We start from the raw sequence: 20,114 nt of genomic DNA on the forward strand, positions 1-20,114 counted from the left end.
TCATTGCAAAGGCAGCCGTCGCGTCAGCCAGGGCAGCAGCAGCCGGTTCAGCCGGGACAATAGCCGGTGGCGCAGGTCCAGCCAGTTGAGGTCCATGTGGTGGCGGGCGTAGCCGCCGTCGGGATCGTCGGCCGGCGGCCAGGAGCTGCCGTCCGGCGTGGGCGAGCCGGGTTCGAAGTAATAGCCGGGGCAGCACAGCGTGGCCGCGTCGTCCAGGCAGCCGCTTTGCTGCACGCACCAGGTGAAGAAGCGCGGCCCCACGGTGACGGCGGTGCGCATCGCCGGCGATTCGCGCAGCCGGGCCGGCATGGCCGGGTCCAGCGGCGCGCACTGGCCGGCGGCCAGCCGGTCCAGCACGGTGTCCCACAAGGGGTGGCCGGGCGCGCTGCCTATCAGCGCGTTGTTGAAGCCGTGGGTGCGCGACAGGATCAGCCGCCTCTCCGGCAGCAGCGGGTCTATGGGCCGCAGGTTTTCGATGTCCATGTCGATGTAGAAGCCGCCGTGCAGCGCCAGGAACAGATAGCGCGCGGCGTCTATGCGCTGGATGTCGCGCTCTAAGCCGGCGTAGCGAGCCGCGAACCAGGGATAGTGTTCGTCGACCAGCGCCTGCATCTTGGGCGCGTCCCAGAACACGAACTCCCAGTCCGGATGGCGTCGCATCCAGCTGTCGCGGTAGCGGCGGTATTTGTCCGGCAGCGCGGCGGCGCCTTGATACCAGATCTGATGGATGCGGCGCGGAATGCCCGCCTCCGGAGCGGAAAGTGTCGGCTTCACGAGAAGGTCGCTCCGCCGTCGATGGCGATGATGCGGCCGTTGAAGTAATCGCATTCGATGATGAATTTCAGCCCCTGCCAGATTTCCGCCGGCTCGGCCATGCGCCGCAGCGGCACCTGGGCGATCAAGTCCTCGCGGGTGGCCGGCGCCAGGCCCGCCGCCATCGGGGTGTCGGTCAGGCCGGGCGCGAGACCGGCCACGCGAATGCCGAAGGGGGCCAGTTCCAGCGCCCAGGTCCGGGTCAGCGCGTCCAGGCCGGCCTTGGACGCCGCGTAGTTGGACTGGCCGGGATTGCCGGCGCTGGTGACCGAGGAGACGTTGACGATCAGGCCCGGCGTGTTGAGGCCGGACTCCACGCGGGCGGCGGCGAATTCTCGGCTCAGCAGATAGGGCGCGGTCAGGTTGGCGTCCAGCACCGCCCGCCATTGCGCGGTGGGCAGCTTGCGGACGAAGCCTTCCACGTCCAGCCTCACCAGCCAGCCGTCGCGCAGGATGCCGGCGTTGTTGACCAGCAGATTGGCCGGCTCCGCGTCCTCAGACGCCGTTTTCAGAAAGGCGCGGACCGCGGCTTCCTGGCTCACGTCCAGCACCGAGCCGCGCACCGCGCCGGGCAGGCCGGCGGCGTCTTCCTCCAGCCGGCGCAGGCCGGCGGCGTCCAGGTCGGCGGCGTGGACCCGCGCGCCGGCGCGGGCCAGTTCCAGCGCGAAGGCGCGGCCGATGCCGCTGGCGGCGCCGCTGACGATGGCGTTGATGTGTTCCAGTTTCATTCTGCGGTTTCCATGGTGGTGGTTTGGGCGGCGGCCTGGCGCAGCGCGTCGCGCTCGGCGTCGGACATGCCGCGCAGCTTCAGGTAGACGGCGGCGATCTTGGCGGCCAGGCCGGGCGCGGACTCGCGTTCGGCCAGCAGTGCGGCCAAGGCGCGCGGGGTCTGGGCGTGGAAGGTGGCGCGCAGCGGCAGGGTCTGCCGGAAGATCTTGTTGACGCGCACCTGGATGCGGGTGGCCAGCAGCGAATGGCCGCCCAGTTCGAAAAAGTCGTCGTCGGCGGCGACGCCGGCGCGTTCGAACACTTCTTCCCACAGCGCGCACACCGCTTGCTCCAGCGCGCCCTGGGGCGCGCTGCCGGCGCGGGTCGGCGCGTTCGCCGCCGGTTCGGGCAGGGCCTTGCGGTCCAGCTTGAGGTTGGCCGTCAGCGGCAGCCGCTCCAGGGTGACAAAGCGGCTGGGCAGCATATAGCCGGGCAGCGCGGCGGACAGCCGGGCGCGGACCCGCTGCATGGCGGTTGGATCGGCCTCGTCGCCGGCGCGCCAGGCGCCGCTGTCGTCCGGCACCAAATAGGCGATCAGCCGGGCGTGGCCTTGCGGGTCGCGGCGGACGGCCGCCGCGGCCTGGCGCACGCCGGGCAGCTCGCGCAGCCTGGTTTCCACTTCCTCCAGCTCCAGCCGGAAGCCGTTGAGCTTGGCCTGGCCGTCCAGCCGGCCCAGCACGCGGACCTCGCCGTTCGGCAGCAGGCAGGCCAGATCGCCGCTGCGGTAGACGCGGGCGCCGGGCCGGCCGGCCAGCGGATCGGGGAGGAAGCGGGCGGCGGTTTGCGCCGGCGCGCCCAGATAGCCCAGCGCCAGGCCGTCGCCGCCTATGCGCAGTTCGCCGGCCAGATGCGGCGGCAGCGGCTGGTCGTGATGGTCGGCCGTCCACAGCGTGGTGCGGCGGATGGCGTGTCCGGCCGGCGGCGGAAGCTGGCCGCCGTCCACCCGGTGCAGCGCGGACCAGATGGTGGTTTCGGTGGGCCCGTAGACGTTCCACAGTGCGGCGCCGGCGTCCAGCAGCGCGCGGGCCAGATCGGCGGGCAGCGCCTCGCCGCCGCACCAGGCGCGCAGGCCGGGCGCGGGCTTCCAGCCGGCTTCCAGCAGCATGCGCCAGCTGGCCGGCGTGGCCTGGATCACGCTGGCGTCACGGCGCGCGGCCTCGGCGGCCAGCGCCGGGCCGTCCCCGGCGGCCGAGGCCGGCGCGATGGCGACCGTGCCGCCGCAGACCAGGGGCAGCAGCAGTTCCAGCGCCGCGATGTCGAAGGACCAGGTGGTGACCGACAGCAAGACGTCGTCGGCGCCGAAGCCGGGTTCGGCGCGGAAATGGCGCAGGATGTTGGCCAGCGAGCGATGGGCGATCTGCACGCCCTTGGGCCGGCCGGTGCTGCCGGAGGTGAACAGGGTGTAGGCCGGCGCTTCCGGGTGGAGCACGTCGCCGGGCAGCGGGCCCTCGTCGATGTCCGCGGCTGCGTGCGGCAGGGGCGCGGGCAGCGTCAACAGCTTGGCGGAGGCGGGCCAGCCGGAGGCGTCGCCGTCGACGAGGATCAGGCCGGGGCGGGCGTCTTCCAGGATGGCGTCGCGGCGCAGCGGCGGCAGCGCCGGGTCCAGCGGCAGGTATTGCGCGCCGGCCCACAGCGTGGCCAGCAGCGCGGTCAACGCGCGCGCGTCCGGCGGCAGCGCCAGCGCCACGGTGTCGCCCGGGGACACCCCGTCGGCGATCAGCCGGCGCGCCAGCGCGCGCGCGCCGCTCACCAGTTGGCCGTAGCTCAGGCTGCCGTCCTCGGCGGCGACCGCGATCTTGTCCGGGGTGAGGCGCGCGGCGGCGCTCAGCATGGCGAGCACGGTGTCGCCGTCCGGCGGCGGGAAGGCGGCCGGCGGCGTCGGCTCGGCCAGGCGCAGATCGCCGACGCGGTCCGCGCCGTCGGCGATCTGGCGCAGCAGCCGCGGCAGCGCGTGCAGCAGCGCGTCCACGCGTTCCGCCTCGATGCGGCCGGCGTCGAAGACGCCGTCCAGCTCGATGGCGTCGGCGCCGGGTTTGACGTAGAGGGTCAGCGGGTAGTTGGATTGCTCGCGCGCGGAGGCCGCGCCCACGCGCAGCGCCTGGGCGGCGTCGCCGACCTCGGCGCGGATCGGGTAGTTCTCATAGACCAGCACCGCGTCGAACAGCGGCTGGCGCGCGGACAGGCCGCTCCAGCGCTGAATGTCCACCAGGGCGCTGGCTTCGTGCGGCACCAGCCGGCTTTGGGCGTCTTGCAGCCGGCCGAGGAAATCGCCGATAGGCTGCGCGGCCGAGCAGTCGGCGCGCAGCGGCAGGGTGGCGATGAACAGGCCGACGGCGGCGTCGCGGCCGGGCAGCGATTCGGGCCGGCCGGACATGGTGACGCCGAACACCAGATCGTCGCAGCGGCCGATGCGGGACAGGGCCACCGCCAGCGCGCCCTGGAACAGGGTGTTGAGCGTGACTTTGCGTTCGCGCGCGGTCTTGCGCAGCGCGGCGCCCAGTTCCGGGCTCAGCCGCAGCGACTGGGAACGCGGCCGGGCCGGGCCGCCGGCCGGCAGCAGGGCCAGATCGGCCGCGGCGGCGTAGCCGCTGAAGTAGTCGCGCCAGAAGGCTTGCTGGGCCTGGCGGTCGCTGTGCGCGCGCAGCCATTTGATGAAGCGTCCGAAGGAGGGCGCCGGCGGCAGCGCCGCGCTCTGGCCCTGGCTCAGTCCGCGGTACAGGGCCAGCGCCTCGTCGAAGACGACGGCCATGGACCAGCCGTCCAGCAGCGCGTGGTGATGGGTCCAGACCAGCCGCCACGGCGCGCCGTTACGCGTCAGCAGCGCGAGGCGCATCAAGGGCGGGGCGTCCAGCGCGAAGCCGGCGGCGCGGTCGGCGGCCAGATAGCGTTCCAGCGCGGCCTCGTCCGGCGTTTCGCGGACCGAGAACGGCAGCGCGGGCGCGCGGTGGACCCGCTGCAGCGGCGCGGCCAGCCCTTCCCAGGCGAAGCTGACGCGCAGCGCGTCGTGTCGTGCCAGCACCTGTTCCCAGGCTTGGCGCAGCAAGGCCGGGTCCACCGCGCCGTCCAGTTCGGCGACCACTTGCTCGATATAGACGCCGGCCGGGCCGGCGGCGGCTTCCATCCGCGAGTGGAACAGCATGCCTTCCTGCACCGGGGTCAGCGACCACAGGTCGACGATGTCGCCATGCGCGCCCAGCGCCGCGGGCAGGCCGGCCTCGTCCAGCGCGGCCAGCGGGAAATCGTACGGGGTCAGGGCCGACGCCGCGGCGTCGGCGTCCAGGCTCAGCAGCGCCAGCAGCCGCTGCCGCGTCTGGCGGGCGAGGGCTTCCACCGTCGCGCGCGGCAGGGCGGCGCGGCCGTAGTTCCAGCGCAGCGACAGCTTGCCGTCGCTGACCAGGGCCACGATGTCGATCAGCCGCGGGCGCAGGCCGTCCGGGTCTTCCATCGCGCCCACTGATTCCGGCGCCGGCGCCAGCGCGCCGTCGGCCGGCAGGCTGGCGTCGAACTGGCCCAGGTAGTTGAAGGCGATCTGCGGCTCCGGAGCGGCGGCCAGCGCGCGGGCGTCGGCGTCGTCCGCCTGCCGCAGCGCGCCGTAGCCGGCGCCGCCGGCCGGCACCGCGCGCAGCGTCTGTTTGACCCGGCGCAGCAGGCGCTGCGGCGTGGCTTCGGCCAGGCCGCTCACGGTCAGCGGGTACAGGGCGGTGAACCAGCCCACGGTGCGGGAGAGGTCCAGCGTCTCGTCGTCGCGGCCGTGGCCTTCCATGGTGACGGACAGCGCGTCGGCGTCCAGCCAGTCGCGCAGCGCGCCCAGCGCCGCCGCCAGCAGTATTTCCTCGGCGCTGGCGCGCAGCGCTCCGCCGCGGAGCAGGGCGGCGGTTTCGCCGCCGTCCAGCGACAGTTCCACGGTGTCGGCCGCGCCGTAGCGGTTGTCGCGTTCCGCCTCCGCCGTCAGCGGGACGCGGACCGCGTCGGCGGCCAGCCGCGCCTGGTCTAGCCAGTAAGCGCGTTCTTCGGCGGAGGGCGCGCGCGGGCGCAGCGCCCAATGGCCGAAGCCGACGCGCGCCGGCGGCGGGGCCACGCCGGCCAGCAGGCCGGCGAGATCCTGCAACAGCACGCGCCAGGACACGCCGTCCACGATCAAATGATGGATGAGCAACAGCAGCCGGCCGGCCTCGCCGTCGCCGCAGTCGAAGTGCACGGCCCGCAGCAGCGGCCCGCGTTCCAGATCCAACTCCCGCTGCGCCGCCTCGGCGCGGGCCTCGATGGCGGCGGCGCGCTCCGCGGCCGGCAGCGCGCTCAGATCGACGCGTTCCAGCCAGTCTTCTTCGCGCAAGGCCTCGCGCGGCGCGTAGTGTTGACGCCAGCCTTCGGCGCCGGCGGCGAAGCGCAGGCGGAAGGCGTCGTGGCTTTGTTCCAGCCGCAGCAGGGCGTCGCGCAGCGCCGGCGCGGAGACGCCGGCGGCCACGCTCAGCAGCAGCGCCTGGTTCCAGTGGCCGGGACGCGGCAGGGCGCTTAGGCGTTCGAAGAACCAGTGTTGGGCCGGGGTCAGCGGCAGCTGCGCGCCGGACGGAATCTCCGGCAGTTCGGCTTCCGGCCGCGCCGGGCGGACCTGGGTGGCCAGTTCGGCGACGGTGGGATGGCTGAAGATGTCGCGCGCGGCCAGCGCCAGGCCGGCCTGGCGGGCCTGGGCCACGATCTGCAGGCCGAGGATGGAGTCCCCGCCCAATTGGAAGAAGTTGTCGTCGGCGCCGATGTCCTCGCGGCCCAGCACTTGTTGCCAGATCGCGGCCAAGGCTTGCTCTTGCGGGGTGTCGGGCGCGCGGCCGCGGGCCGGGGACGCCGCGTCCGTCTGCGGCGCCGGCAAGGCGGCGCGGTCGGTCTTGCCGTTGGGGCCGACCGGCCATTGCCGCAGCGCGATCCATTGCGCCGGCAGCATGTATTCCGGCAAGCGCAGGCGCAGCGCCGCCAGCATGGCCGCGCGCCAGTCGCCGGCCTCGGCCTCCGGCGTCAGCCGGACGTAGGCGGCCAGCCGGTCCGCGCCGGAGCGGTCGCGGTAGAGCGCGGCGGCGGCTTGGCGCACGCCGGGGCAGGCGGCGAGGCCGGCTTCGATCTCCTCCAGTTCCACCCGCTGGCCGCGCAGCTTGACCTGGCCGTCGGCGCGGCCCAGGTATTCCAGCGCGCCGTCCGGCAGCAGGCGCACGATGTCGCCGCTGCGGTACAGGCGGCCGCCGGGCAGCGGCGACAGCGGGTCCGGGATAAAACGCCGCGCGGTCTGCGCCGGCTGGCCCAGATAGCCGCGCGCCAGGCCGCAGCCGGCGATGTAGAGTTCGCCGCGCACGCCGGGCGGCACCGGATTGAGGCGGGCGTCCAGCACATGGAAGACGACGCCGTCTATGGGCTGGCCGATGCCGACGGCGAGCGCCGGCGGGTCCGAGCGCAGGTATTCCGCGCTGGAGGCGTCGATGGCGGTTTCGGTGGGGCCGTAGAGATTGACCAGGGGGATGTCCAGCGCGGCGTGGAAGCGGGCCAGGGTGGCGGCCGGCAGCGCTTCGCCGCCGACGAAGACCCGGCGCAGCGCGCGGCAGCCGGCGAAGTCCGGCATCGCCAGCAGCACGGCCAGCAGGCTGGGCACCAGCTGCAGCACGGTGACGCCTTGTTCGCGCACGGCGCGGATCAGGTAGTCCGGGTCGCGGTGGCCGTCCTCGGCCGCCAGCAGCAGCTTCGCGCCCTGGGTCAGCGGCGCCCAGAATTCCCATACCGAGGCGTCGAAACCCACCGGGGTTTTCTGCAGCACCGCGTCGTCCGCGTCCAGCGGGTAGCGGCGCTTCATCCAGGCCATGTGGTTGTCCAGCGCGGCGCGGCCGACGGCGACGCCCTTGGGGCGGCCGCTGGAGCCGGAGGTGAACAGCAGATAGGCCAGCGCGTCGCCATGGACCGGCGCGACGGGGGCGGCCGCGTCTTCATCGTTTAGATCTTCGGCCAGGTTTGCTTGCAAGACGGCGCAGCCGGGCGGCGCGTCAGCGGCGGGGTCCAGGCTGAGCAGCAGCGCCGGCGCGGCCTCTTGCAGGATGTCGCGGCGGCGCGCTTCCGGCTGGCCGCGGTCCAGCGGCAGATAGGCGGCGCCGGCTTTCAGCGTCGCCAGCATCGCCACCACCAGCTCGGGCGAGCGCGGCAAGTCCAGCGCCACCACCGCGTCCGGGCCGGCGCCGTGCGCCAGCAGCCGGCGCGCCAGCCGATTGGCGCGGGCGTCCAGTTCGGCGTAGCTCAGCGTCGCGCCCTCGCCGGCCACGGCCACCGCGTCCGGGCGTTGCCGCGCGACGGCGGCGATGGCCTGCGGCACCGAGAAGTCGGCGAGGCCGGCGGACGGGCCGCGTAGCGGCTTGGGCGCGCTCTCCGTCAGCGGCGCGTCCAGGCACAGGGCGTCCGGGTTCTGCGTCAGCGCCTCGGCGGCGGCCAGGTAGAGCCGGCCGATGGCGGCCACTTGCGCGTCGGGGAAGGCCGCGCGGTCGTAGGAAAAGCCCAGGGTGACGGCGCCCTCGGCGCGGCTGGCGCTGAAGGTGACCGCCAGCGGGATGTCCACCGCTTCCAGGCGGCTGCTGTCCAGCACTTCCAGCGCGCCGGCCTCGCCCAGTTCGCGGTAGACGTGGAAGTCCACGTAGTTGAAGGAGGCTTCGAAGCGGGCGGCTTCGCCCAGCTTGAGGATGTCCGCCAGCGGGAAGAAGCGGTGAGGCAGGCTGTTGCCCTCCGCCGCCATGGTTTCCGCCAGCAGCGCGCGCCAGCTGCCGCCGACGCGGACGCGCAGCGGCAGGGTGTTGAGGAAGAGGCCCAGCGCTTCGGCGCCGTCGGCGTCGGCCGGGCGGCCGTTGCTGACCAGGCCGGTGACGATTTCGTCCTGGCCGCACAAGCAGGCCAGCGTGCGGGCGTGCACCGCCAGCAACAGGGTCTTCAGCGGCAGGCCGCTGTCGGCGGCCAGGCGGATCAGCGCGGCGGCGACGGCGGCCGGGAAACCGATTTCCTGCGCGCCCACCCTGGACTTGCCCGTCGGCGCGGCATGCTGCGGCCAGCGCGGAATGGCGGCGGACGGCAGGCCGCTCAATTGGGCGCGCCAGTAAGCCTGCTGCGCCGGATCGGCCAGCGCCGCCCGCTCGGCGGCGACGAAGTCGCGGAAGGCCGCGCGCGGAGCCGGCGCGGGGCCGGTCTGGCCGCGCATCCGTTTGAACAGGGCCGCGCACAGGGTGGCCACGCTCCAGCCGTCCAGGATGGCGTGGTGGAAGGCCAGCGTCAGCTGCCATTCGTCGTCGGCCAGCCGCAGGCAGCCGACGCGCAGCAGCGGCGGCCGTTCCGGCGCGAAGCGCTGTTCGCTCAATTGCCGCAGCTGGCTGGCCACGGCCTCGTCCCGCTGCTGCGGCGACAGGCCGCGCAGGTCGTCGATGTCCAGGCTGGGCGTCAGATCGCGCCAGACCAGTTGCAAGGGCTGGGAGTAGCCGGCCAGCGCGAAGCCGGTGCGCAGCAGCGGGTGTTCGCGGCTCAGCTCCGCCAGCGCCTGGCGCAGGCGTTCCGGGGCGATGTCGGCGCGCAGCCGGTGGGAGAACACATCGTGGTACAGATTGCGGCCGTCGTCGTATTCATTGTGGAACAGCATGCCGGCCTGCAGTCTGGCCAGCGGCAGCGCGTCTTCCACCTCGGGCGGCAGCCGCGCGCGGTCGGCGGCGTCTATCAGCGCGAAGGGCGGCAGGACCGCGTCCGGCGCGCTGGTGTTTTCGCCTTCGCCTTCGCCCATCGCCTCGACGATGGCGGCGATGGTGCCGTGGCGGAAAATGTCCTGGATGCTCAGCGGGCAGCCGCGCTCCTTGGCCAGGCCGGCGATGCGCACGCTGCGGATGGAGTCGCCGCCCAGCGAGAAATAATTGTCGTGGATGCCGACGCGCGGCAGGCCCAGCACCTGGCTCCAGATCTCGGCCAGCAGCTGTTGCCTGGAGGTGGCGGCGGGGACGTAGGGCGTGTCCAGCGCCGAGCGCGCGCCTTGCGGCGACGGCAGCGCGCGCGCGTCCACCTTGCCGTTGAGGGTGAGCGGAAACTCGGCCAGCGCGATGAAGGCCGCCGGAATCATGTGGGCCGGCAAGCGCGAGGTCAGATGGCGGCGCAAGGCGTCGGCGCCGGCCGCGGCCGGGTCGTCGGCGCGCAGATAGGCGATGAGTTGGTCGTCGGCGGCGACGAGGTGAACGTCGCTCACCGCCGGATGGCTCAGCAGCGCGGCGCGCACTTCGCCCAGCTCGATGCGGAAGCCGCGTATCTTCACTTGATGGTCGATGCGGCCGCAGTAGAGCAGTTCGCCGTCGGCGCTGCGCCGCGCCAGATCGCCGGAACGGTAGCGCCGTTCCGCGCCGACGCCGGGAAAACGCTCGGCGTTCAATTGCGGGCGGTTCAGATAGCCTAGGCTGACGCCGGCGCCGCCGACCAGGATTTCGCCGGGCGCGCCCAAGGGCACGGGGTGGCCGCAGGGGTCCGCCAGCTCCAGGCTCAGGTCGTCCAGCGGCTCGCCTATCGGGCTGAGTTCGCCGCCGGCCTCAAGATCGGCGGCGCGGATGCGGCGGAAGGTGACGTGGACGGTGGTTTCGGTGATGCCGTACATATTGGCCAGCCGCGGGCCGTCGTCGCCGTGCCGCTCCAGCCATGGGTGCAGCTCGGCCAGCCGCAGCGCCTCGCCGCCGAAGATCACCCAGCGCAGCGCGGACGGACGCGGCAGCGGCGCGGCGCTTTCCGCGGCGATCGCCAGCTTGAACGCCGATGGGGTCTGGTTTAGTACGGTGACGCCCTCGCGGCCCAGCAGTTCGACGAAGGCGGCCGGATCGCGGCTGAGTTCGCGCGGCACCACCACGCAGCGGCCGCCGTAGAGCAGCGCGCCCCAGATTTCCCACACCGAGAAATCGAAGGCGAAGGAGTGGAAATAAGTCCAGACGTCGTTCTCGTCGAAGGCGAAATGGCGGGCGCTGGCGGAGAACAAACGCAGCACGTTGCGGTGGGAAACCAGCACGCCCTTGGGCTGGCCGGTGGAGCCGGAGGTGTAGATCACGTAAGCGCCGTGCCCGGCTTCCAGGCCGGCGGGTGGCCGCGCCGCCGGTCTGGCGCCGCAGCCTATTTCCGCCAGCGACAGGCAGCGGTGTTCCGCCGGCAGCCGCGGCCTGAGTTCGGCGTCGGTCAGCGTGAGCAAAGCCTGGCTGTCGTCCAGCTGATAGGCCAGCCGCTCTGCCGGATAATCCGGGTCCAGCGGCAGATAGACGCCGCCGGCCAGCGTCACGCCCAGCATGGCGGCGATTTGTCCGGCGGAGCGCGGCAGGCAGATGCCCACCCTGACGCCGGGCGCGACGCCGTCCTGGCGCAAGCGTTCCGCGATGGCGGCGGCCTGGGCGCGCAGCTGCCGGTAGCTCAGCGTCGCGGGGCCGTCGCTGACGGCGACGCGGTCCGGAAAACGCTCGGCGGCGGCCAGGAAGGCGGCGGCCAGGGTGTCCGGCCCGCCGCGGCCGGCCGGCGGGAGCGGCGCGGGCGGCTGAACCGCGCTGGGCCGCACCAGGCCCAGCTCGCGCAGCGCGGCGTCCGGCCGCGCGGCGATCTGGCGCAGCAGCTCCAGATAGGCCGCGGCCAGCGCCGCGGCCGGCGCCTCGTCCACCCGCGCGCGGTCGAAGCCCAGCTTCAAGCTCAAGCCGTCCGCGCCCGGCACCAGGGTCAGGGTCAGCGGGTAGTGGGTGCGCTCGCGCTGGGAAACGTCGGAAATCCGGAAGCCCAAGCCGTCCGAGGGCAGGGCGTCGCCTATCGGGAAGTTGTCTATCGCCACCAGGGTTTCGAACAGCGGCTGGCCGCGCGGCACGCCGCTGTGGCGCTGGACGTCGGCCAGATCGCTGTGCGACAGCGATTGCAGCTCCAGCTGGCGGCGCTGCACCTCGGCCAGCCATTGCGGCAGCGCGGCGTCGGCCGGCGTCGCCAGGCGCAGCGGCAGGGAGTTGATCAACAGGCCCGCCATGCCGTCCACGCCGGGCAGGTCGATGGCGCGGCCGGACAAGGTGAGGCCGAAGACCACGTCGTCCTGGCGCGCGTAGCGGCTGAGCAGGATGGCCCAGGCGCCCAGCAGCAGGGTGCCCGGCGTTACCCGGCAGCGTTCGGCGGCGGCGGCGAGGTCGCCGTCGACGCGGTAGTCCAGCCGTCGTTCGATCTGGCCGACGTCGGCGCCGGCCAAGGCGCCCGGCAGCGCCGGCCGGTCCAGGCCCAGCGGCGTCGGCGCGGCGAGATCGCCCAGCAGGGCGCGCCAGCGGCTGGCGGCGGCGTCCTGGTCCTGGCGGCCCAGCCAGCTCAGATAGGCGGAGAAGGGCGGCGGCGGCGGAGGCAGCGCCGCGCCGGACAGCAGCGCGAAGTAATCGCGCATCAGGATGGGCAGCGACCAGCCGTCCAGCAGAATGTGATGGTGGCTCCAGATCAGCTGCCATTCCGCCGGCCCGTAGCGCAGCAGCGTCAGCCGCATCAGCGGCGGCCGGTTCAGCTGGAAGCCGCGGCGGCGGTCTTCGTCCAGCAGCGCCTCCAGCCGCCGCTCGCGCTCGGCCGCATCGTCTTGGCTCCAGTCGTGGACGGCCAGCGGCGCGCGGGCGCGGCGGAACACCACCTGGCGCGGCTCGGCCTGGCCCTTGGTGACGAAGGCGGTGCGCAGGATGGGATGGCGTTCGGCCAGCCGCTCCAGCGCGTCGGCCATGGCGGCGGGGTCCACCGCGCCGTCCAGCCGGCAGATCAATTGCTCGAAATAGACCGGCGAGCCGGGCGCGAACAAGGTGTGGAACAGCACGCCGCGTTGCAGCGGGCTCAGGGGCAGGATGTCCTGGATCTGGTCTTTGAGGTTCGGTGTGCTTGTCATGGTCATTCTATGTCGGTGAGGTCGTCCAGCAAGGCGGCCAATTCGTTCTCTTCCAGCGCGACGCCGGCGAAGTCCGAGGTGTGGTAGGCGACGGCGGGCAGGCCGCCGGCGCGGCAGAGCGCGGCCAGTTCTTCCAGCGCCAGTCGGCACTGTTCGGCCAGGGCCGGGGTGTCGTGGGCGTCGGCGTAGTCGAAGTCCAGCCGCAGGCGGCCTTTCTCGATGCGGGCGTTGACGGCGACGGCGTGCGGCAGCCGCTGGCGCGGGTCTTGCGCCGGTCCGGCCTCCCGCGCCGACAGCCGCGCGCGCAGCCGCGGCAGCACGCCGTCGGCGGCGTCGTCCAGCCGGCCCAGATAGTTGAAGCTGAGCGGCCGCGGCGGCGCCTGGTCCAGCGCGGCGGCCTGGGCCGGATCGCCCAGATAGCGCAGCGCGCCGAAGCCGATGCCGCCGCCGGGCACGCCGCGCAGCGCGGCCTTGGCCGCCGCCGCCGCCGGCTCCCAGCCGTCGCCGGCCGGTTCTATGCGCAGCGGGTGCAGGCAGGTGAACCAGCCCACGCTGCGCGACAGATCGGGCGCGGGGCCCGCCGCCGCGCCGCGGCCGTGGTTTTCCAGGTCCAGGGCGAGCGCGGGCAGGCCGCTCAGCCGGCGCCAGGCCAGGGTCAGCGCCGCCAGCAGCAGTTCCTGCGGCTGGGCGCGGTAGCGTTCCGCGCCGCCTTCCAGCAGCGCGGCGCTGGCGTCGGCGTCCAGGCTGACCGTCGCGCGGCGGCGCTCCGCCACGCGGCCGACGGCGGAGAGTCCGGGCGGCGCGGCCAGCGGGGCGACGGCGGCGCGCCAATAGTCGAGTTCGCCGGCCAGCGCGGGCGCGGCTTCCGCCAGCGAGCGCGCCCAGGCCCGGTAGCTGACGGCCACCGGCGGCAGCGAGATCTCTACGCCGTCCGCGGCCTGGCCGTAGGCCTGGTCCAGGTCGTCCAGCAGAATGCGCCAGGACACCACGTCCACTACCCAGTGGTGGGCGATCAGCAGCAGTTCGGGGCGGCCGTCCGGCCCGGCCTCGATCAGCACGGCGCGCAGCAGCGGGCCGCGCTCCAGGTCCAGCGAGGCTTGCAAGCGCGCGCCGTGGGCTTGCAGCTCCGCCTCGCGCGCGGCCGCTTCCGTTTCCCGCAGCGTCAGCGTTTCAAGCGGCGGCGCGGCGCGCGGGCCGTAATGCTGGCTCCAGCCGCCGTCGGGCTCGCGGCGCAGCTTCAGGCGCAGCGCGTCGTGCCGCAGGGCCACGGCCGTCAGCGCCGCCCGCAGCGCGGCCGGGTCCGCGGCGGCGTCCAGGCTCAGCCGCAGGCTGAGGTTCCAGTGCTGCGGCGTGGGCCAGTCTTGTTGCAGGAACCAGCGCTGGATGGGCGCCAGCGGCGCCTCGGCCTGTTCCGGCTCCTCGATGTGGGGCCGCCGCGCTGTCGCGCCGGCCACCGCCGCCAGTCCGGCCACCGTGGGATGGGCGAACAGCGCGCGCGGCTCGATGTCGAAACCGGCCTGCTTGGCGCGCGAGACGATTTGCAGGGCCAGGATGGAATCGCCGCCGGCGGCGAAATAATTGTCGTGAACGCCGATGCCGCCGCGTCCCAGCGCCGAGCGCCAGATCTCCAGCAGCGCGGCCTCGGCCGGGCTCAGCGCGGCGTCCGCGTCCGGCGCGTCCGGCGCGGCGTCTTCCGGCGACGGCAGCGCCGCGCGGTCTATCTTGCCGGCCGGGGTCAGCGGCCATTGGCGCAGGATCAGGATGGCCTGCGGCAGCTCGTGGGCCGGCAGCCGGGCGGCCAGGTGTTCGCGCAGCGTGGCGGCGTCGGCGGCGGCCTCCGGCTTGAGCCGGGCGTAGGCCAGCAGCTGGCGGCGCTCGCCGTCCCGGCGGATCAGTGCCAGCGCTTCGTCCACGTCCGGATGGGCGTTCAGCGCGGCGGCGACGCCGTCCAGCTCGATGCGGTAGCCGCGGTGCTTGACCTGGCCGCCGGCGCGGCCCAGGAAGCGGATGCCGCCGTCGGGCAGGTATTCGCCCAGGTCGCCGCTGCGGTACAGCCGCGCGCCGGGCAGGCCGGACACCGCGTCCGGCACGAAGCTGGCGGCGGTGCGGCCGGGCTGGCCGATATAGCCGCGCGCCAGCGCCTCGCCGCCGATGTGCAGCTCGCCGGGCACGCCGGGCGGCACCAGGCCGCCCCAGCGGTCCAGCAGATAGAGGCGGACGCCGGCCATGCCGCGGCCTATGGACGGCAGCGGCTCGAGCGCGTCGCAGGCCTGCATGCTGGCGCAGACCGTGGCCTCGGTCGGGCCGTAGGCGTTGACCACGCGGCGCTTGGCGGCCCAGCGCGCCAGCAGGCCGGGCGCGGCGGTTTCGCCGGCGGAGATCAGGGTGCGCAGGCCGGGCAGGTCGTCTTGCTCCAGCGCCGCCAGCAGCGCCGGCGGCAGGGTGGCGTGGGTCAGGCCGTGACGCCGCGCGGCGCGGCGCAGCGCGCCGGCCGGGTCTTGCGCGGCGTCGGCCTCCGGCAGGCACAGGGCCGCGCCGCTGCCCAGGGCCATGAAGATTTCCGACACCGAGGCGTCGAAGCTCAGCGGGGCGAACTGATAGACGCGGCTGCCGGCGTCCACCTGGAAAACCTCGCATTGGGCGCGGCAGAGGTTGGCGACGCCGCGATGGCTGACGCCCACGCCCTTGGGCCAGCCGGTGGAGCCTGAGGTGTAGATCAGATAGGCCAGATTGTCGACGCAGGCGGCGCAGGGCGGCGCGGCGTCCTGCGCGGAGTCAGCAGCGTCAGGAGCTTGATCCAGCAACAGTAGCTTGGCCGGCAGCCGGCTCAGCGTCGGCAGCAGGCGCGTTTCGCTGAGCAGGATGGCGGCGCCGCTGTCGGCCAGCATATAGTCCAGCCGTTCGGCCGGATAGGCCGGGTCCAGCGGCAGATAGACGGCGCCGGCCTTCAGCGTGGCCAGCAGCGCCGTCACCGCGTCCGCGCCGCGCGGCAGCAGCACGCCCACCACGGTTTCCGGGCCGGCGCCCAGCGCTTGCAGCCGGTGGGCCAGTTGGTTGGCGCGGCGGTCCAGTCCGGCGTAATCGAGCGCGCCGTTCTCGTCCAGCAGGGCCGGCGCGCGCGGCGCGGCGGCGGCCTGGCGCTCGAACAGGCGCTGCGCCAGTTCCGGCGAGGCCAGCGGCGGCCGGGCGGCGTCGGCGATCCGCGCCCGCCGCGTGTCCGCGGGCAGCAGCTCGATGGAGGCGACGGCGGCGTCCGGCGCGGCGACCATGCGTTCCGCCACCGCAAGCCAGCGTTGCAGCAATTCCTCGGCCGCCGCGTCGGCGACGCGGCTGCGGTCGAAGGTGAGCTTGACGGTCAGGGCCGCGCCGGGGATCACGGCCAGCGTCAGCGGGTAGTTGGTGTGTTCGCTGAAGCGCGGCGTTTCAAAGCCCAGGCCGGCGGCCTCGTCGCGCAGCAGCGCGTCGGCGGGGTAGTTCTCGAAGACCAGCAGCGAGTCGAACAACTGGGCGTTGTCGCGGCCGGCCCAGCGCTGGACGTCCACCAGCCGGTTGTGGGCGTAGTCCTGTACCCGGGCCTGATCGGCCTGCACCTGGGCCAGCAGCGCGCGCGCGTCGGCGGCCGGATTGAGCCGCACCCGCAAGGGCAGGGTGTTGATGAACAGCCCTATCATTTCGCCTATGCCGGGCAGATCGCCGTTGCGGCCGGACAGGGCCGCGCCGAACACGATGTCCTCGCCGTGGCCGCTGCGCGCCAGGGTCAGCGCCCAGGCGGCCTGGAACAGGGTGTTCAGCGTGCTGGCGCAAGCCTGCATCGCGGCGGCGGCGCGCGCGCTCCACTCCGGCGACAGCCGGATTTCCCGCTCGACGAAGTCGGCGCCGCCGCCGGCGGGGCCGGCGAGCAGGGTGGGCTGTTCCAGCCCGGAGAAATAGCGGCGCCAGAAGCGCTCGTCCGAGCGGGCGCGGCGGCCGGCGCGGTCCAGCCAGCCGATATAGGCGGAGAACGGCCGCGCCGGCGGCAGGGCCGGGGCCTCGCCGCGGCTGAGCGCGCGGTACAGGGTCAGCAGCTCGCGGAAGAACAGCGGCAGCGACCAGCCGTCCAGCAGCAGGTGGTGATAGCTCCAGATCCAGCGCCAGCGGTCCTGGCCCAGGCGGATCAGCGCCAGCCGCATCAGCGGCGCGGCGTCCAGCGCGAACGGCCGCGCGGCGTCGGCGGCCAGATAGTCGGCCAGCGCTGCCTCGGGCTCGGCCAGGCCGGACCAGTCCAGCCGGCTGATCGGCAGCGGCGCCGCGCGCATCGCCGCCTGCAGCGGCTGGGCCAGGCCCTGCCAGTGGAAGCCGGAGCGCAGCAGCGGATGGCGCGCCAGCATCGCGCGCCAGGCCTCGGCGAAGGCGTCCGGGTCCAGAGGGCCGTTGACCACGCTGCTGAGCTGCTCCAGATAAGCGCCGTCGGCGGCGTCGGCCACGCTGTGGAACAGCATGCCCTGTTGCAGCGGGGACAGCGGATAGAGATCGTCGAAAGGGCCGCTCCGGCGCGCCAGCTCCTCCACGGCGGCCTGCTCCAGCCGCGCCAGCGGGTAATCGGCGGCCAGCAGCGGCGCGGCCTCGATCTCGTCCAGCGCCAGCGCGAGTTCGCGGGCGAAGGCGTCGGCCCAGCCGGCGACGGTGGCCGCTTCGAACTGGCCGCCGGGGTAGCGCCAGTCCACGCGCAGCCTGCCGTCCAGCACCACCAGCACCAGGTCCAGCGCGAAGGGGCGCAGGTTGGCGGCGGCGCGTTCGCCGGCAATCAGCTCGGGCCGCAGTTGGAACCAGGCGTTGTCGACGCCGCGCGGCGCGCCCAGGTAATTGAAGCTGATTTCCGGCAGGCCGGCCGCGTCCAGCCGCCGGCGCGCCTCTTTGTCCGGCCCCAGCCAGCGCGCCTGGCCGTATTCCGGCGCGATGGGGGTCAACAGCGACAAGGGCGCGGCGATGGCGGCCAAGAGTTCGGCCGCGCCGGCGACGGCGGCGTCGCCGGCCACGCTCAGCGGATACAGCGCGGTGAACCAGCCCATGGTGCGGGACAGGTCCAGGCCGGATTCCGCGTCGCGGCCATGGTGTTCCAGCGTCACAGCGAAGCGCGGCGCGTCCAGCCGGGAGGCCAGCGCGCGCCATAAGGCCAAGAGCAGCAGGGCGCTGACGCGCTGGCCGGCGGCGCGGGCCCCGGCGGCCAGCAGGCGGCCGGTCAAGGCCGCGTCCAGCTCGCGGCTGAGCAGCCGCGAGGCGGCTTCGGTATTGGCCGCCGGCGCAGCGAAGTCGCGGCGCAGCGTCGGGAAGCCGGCCGCGGCCTGGCCGAGCCAGGGCGCGGGGTCTGCCTCGGCGGCGTCGGCCCGCTGCCGCTCCGCCCAGCGCCGCCAGTTGGCGGGCACGGCGGCGAGCCGCGGGGCTTCGCCGCGCGTCAGCGCGTCCAGCGCTTGCGTCAGATCGTCCAGCAGAATGCCCCAGGACACCGCGTCCACCGCCAGATGGTGGACGATCAGCGCCAGCAGCGGCGCTTGCCGGCCGCGGCGCAGCAAGAGCGCGCGGGCCAGCGGGCCGGCGTCCGGGTCCAGCTGGCGCTGGGCCTGTTCTATCGCCGCGCGCGCGGCCTCCTCGCTCTCGTCCGCCAGCTCCAGTTCGCGGCAGGGCCAGCCGCCGGCCGCCTCGGCCAGCGTCGGCTCCGGCGCGAAGCGCAGGCGGAAGGCGTCGTGACGCGCGGCCACGGCGTCGAGCGCGGCTTGCAGCCGGGCCGCGTCCACGGGACGGGCCAGTTGCAGCGCCAGCGCCTGGTTCCAGTGCCGCGGCTCGGCCAGCTCCTGGCCGGCGAACCAGCGCTGGATGGGCGTGGCCGGCAGCGGGCCGGCGGCCGCGGCGTCTTCCTCGGCCGCCGCCGTGCTGAGCGCGGCGGCCAGCTGGCGGATGCTGGGCTCCAGCAGCAGCTGGCGCGGACTCAGCGCCAGGCCTTGCGCGCGGGCGCGGGCGACGACTTGCAGCGAGAGGATGGAATCGCCGCCGAGGGCGAAGAAGTTGTCGTCGATGCCGGGCAGCGGCACGGCGAGGACCTCGGCCCAGATCTGGGCCAGCGCGCGTTCGGCGTCCGAGCGGGCTTCGACGCGCAGGGCGGCGCTGGCCGCTTGCGGCGCGGGCAGCGCGGCGCGGTCCACCTTGCCGTGATGGGTCAGCGGGAAACGCTCCAGCGCCACGATGACGGCGGGCAGCATGTGTTCGGGCAGCTCGGTGGCCAGCGCGGCGCGCAGCGCGGTGGGTTCGGCGTCGCCGACGGCGTAGGCGACCAGCCGCGGTTCGCCGGCGGCGGGGCGGTCCAGCAGCACCAGCGCCTCGCGCACCGCGGGCAGCCGGCACAGCGCGGCTTCGATTTCGCCCAGCTCGATGCGGAAGCCGCGCAGCTTGACCTGGTGATCGGCGCGGCCCAGGTATTCGATCTCGCCGTCGGCGCGGCGGCGGGCCAGATCGCCGGAGCGATAGAGGCGGGAGCCGTCCGTGGCGAAGGGATTGGGCAGGAAACGGGAGGCGGTCAGCGCCGGACGGTTCCAATAGCCGCGGGCGACGCCGGGTCCGCCGACATAGATCTCGCCAGGCACGCCGACGGGCACCGGCTGCAGGAAGCGGTCCAGCAGATGGAAGGCCAGATCGGCAATCGGCTGGCCGATCACCTGGCCGCGACGGGCGTCGAGATCGGCCTGACGGATGGCGCGCTCGGTCACGTGCACGGTGGTTTCGGTGATGCCATACATATTGACCAGCTCGGGACGCTGATCGCCGCGTTGTTGGAACCAGGGCTCCAGGCTGGCCAGTTCCAGCGCCTCGCCGCCGAAGATCACCAGGCGCAAGTCGGGCAAGGCGTGAGCGGCGGCGGCGGGAATCAACTGGCGGAAGGCGGCCGGGGTCTGGTTCAACACCGACACCCGGTGTTGTTGCAGCCAGCCGGCGAAGGCTTCGGGCGAACGCGACACCCAATAAGGCACCACCAGGCAAGTGCCGCCGAACAGCAGCGGCCCCCAGATCTCCCAGACCGAGAAATCGAAGGCGTAGGAGTGGAACAGCGACCAGACATCGTCGGGGCCGAAGGCGAAACGCTCCGAGGTGGCGGCGATCAGGCGGACCACATTGTGGTGGCTGACCACGCAGCCCTTGGGCGTGCCGGTGGAGCCGGAGGTATAGATGACGTAGGCGGCCTGCTGCGGATGCAGGCGGCGCGGCGGCGGCGTGTCGTCGCCGGAGGAGACGGCGACGTCCAGCCAGCGCAGCGCCAGTCCGGCGGGCAGGGCATCGGCGGATTCGGCGTCGCCGACGACGACGTGGATGGCGCTGTCGCGGACCAGGAACTCCAGGCGCTCGGCGGGATAGCCGGGGTCCAGCGGCACATAGGCGGCGCCGGCCTTGAGGATGGCGAGGATGGCGACCAGCAGATCCGGCTGGCGTTGGCAGCAGAGGCCGACGCGCTGTTCCGGGCTGACGCCGAGCTGGAGCAATTGGTGGGCCAGTTGGTTGGCGCGGGCGTCCAGTTCGCGGTAGCGCAGCGCGGCGGTGTCGCCCTGGACGGCGACGCGTTCGGGGAAGGCCTGGGCGGCATGCTCGAACCAGCTGCACAGATCGGGATGCG

4 protein-coding genes (1 of these 4 cut by a window edge) are annotated in these 20,114 nt (G+C 73.8%); all 4 read right to left on the minus strand.

Annotated elements, in window-relative coordinates:
• Tightly spaced (each overlapping or abutting the next), the 4 genes in view from AB1Z25_RS02535 to hmlB form a layout consistent with a single transcriptional unit that may run on beyond the window.
• A complete protein-coding gene (locus tag AB1Z25_RS02535; RefSeq protein ID WP_486636510.1) occupies positions 1-774 on the minus strand; it encodes a glycosyltransferase family 32 protein in 774 nt (257 codons plus the stop codon).
• Positions 771-1,541, minus strand: a complete 771-nt coding sequence (gene hmlD, locus AB1Z25_RS02540) for an SDR family oxidoreductase HmlD (RefSeq protein WP_486636511.1) — start codon at positions 1,539-1,541, stop codon at positions 771-773. Before hmlD ends, AB1Z25_RS02535 begins: the two co-directional genes overlap by 4 nt.
• Positions 1,538-12,484 carry a jagaricin-like haemolysin non-ribosomal peptide synthetase HmlC gene (gene hmlC, locus AB1Z25_RS02545; protein ID WP_486636512.1) on the minus strand — a complete coding sequence of 3,649 codons (10,947 nt, stop codon included), beginning with the start codon at positions 12,482-12,484 and terminating at the stop codon, positions 1,538-1,540. The genes hmlD and hmlC overlap by 4 nt, the downstream gene beginning before the upstream one ends.
• A protein-coding gene (gene hmlB / locus AB1Z25_RS02550) for a jagaricin-like haemolysin non-ribosomal peptide synthetase HmlB (protein WP_486636513.1) crosses the window boundary here: on the minus strand, positions 12,481-20,114 show its 3' portion. It continues 1,375 nt past the right edge of the window; 7,634 of the gene's 9,009 nt are visible here — the last part of the coding sequence; its start codon lies beyond the right edge, outside the window; the stop codon is at positions 12,481-12,483. Before hmlB ends, hmlC begins: the two co-directional genes overlap by 4 nt.

Source organism: Chromobacterium sp. HL1 (assembly GCF_057418835.1).

Coding starts and splice junctions, on each gene's coding strand:
- hmlD (WP_486636511.1), bottom strand. CDS start 1,541: ATGAAACTGGAACACATCAACGCCATCGTCAGCGGCGCCGCCAGCGGC.
- hmlC (WP_486636512.1), bottom strand. CDS start 12,484: ATGACCATGACAAGCACACCGAACCTCAAAGACCAGATCCAGGACATC.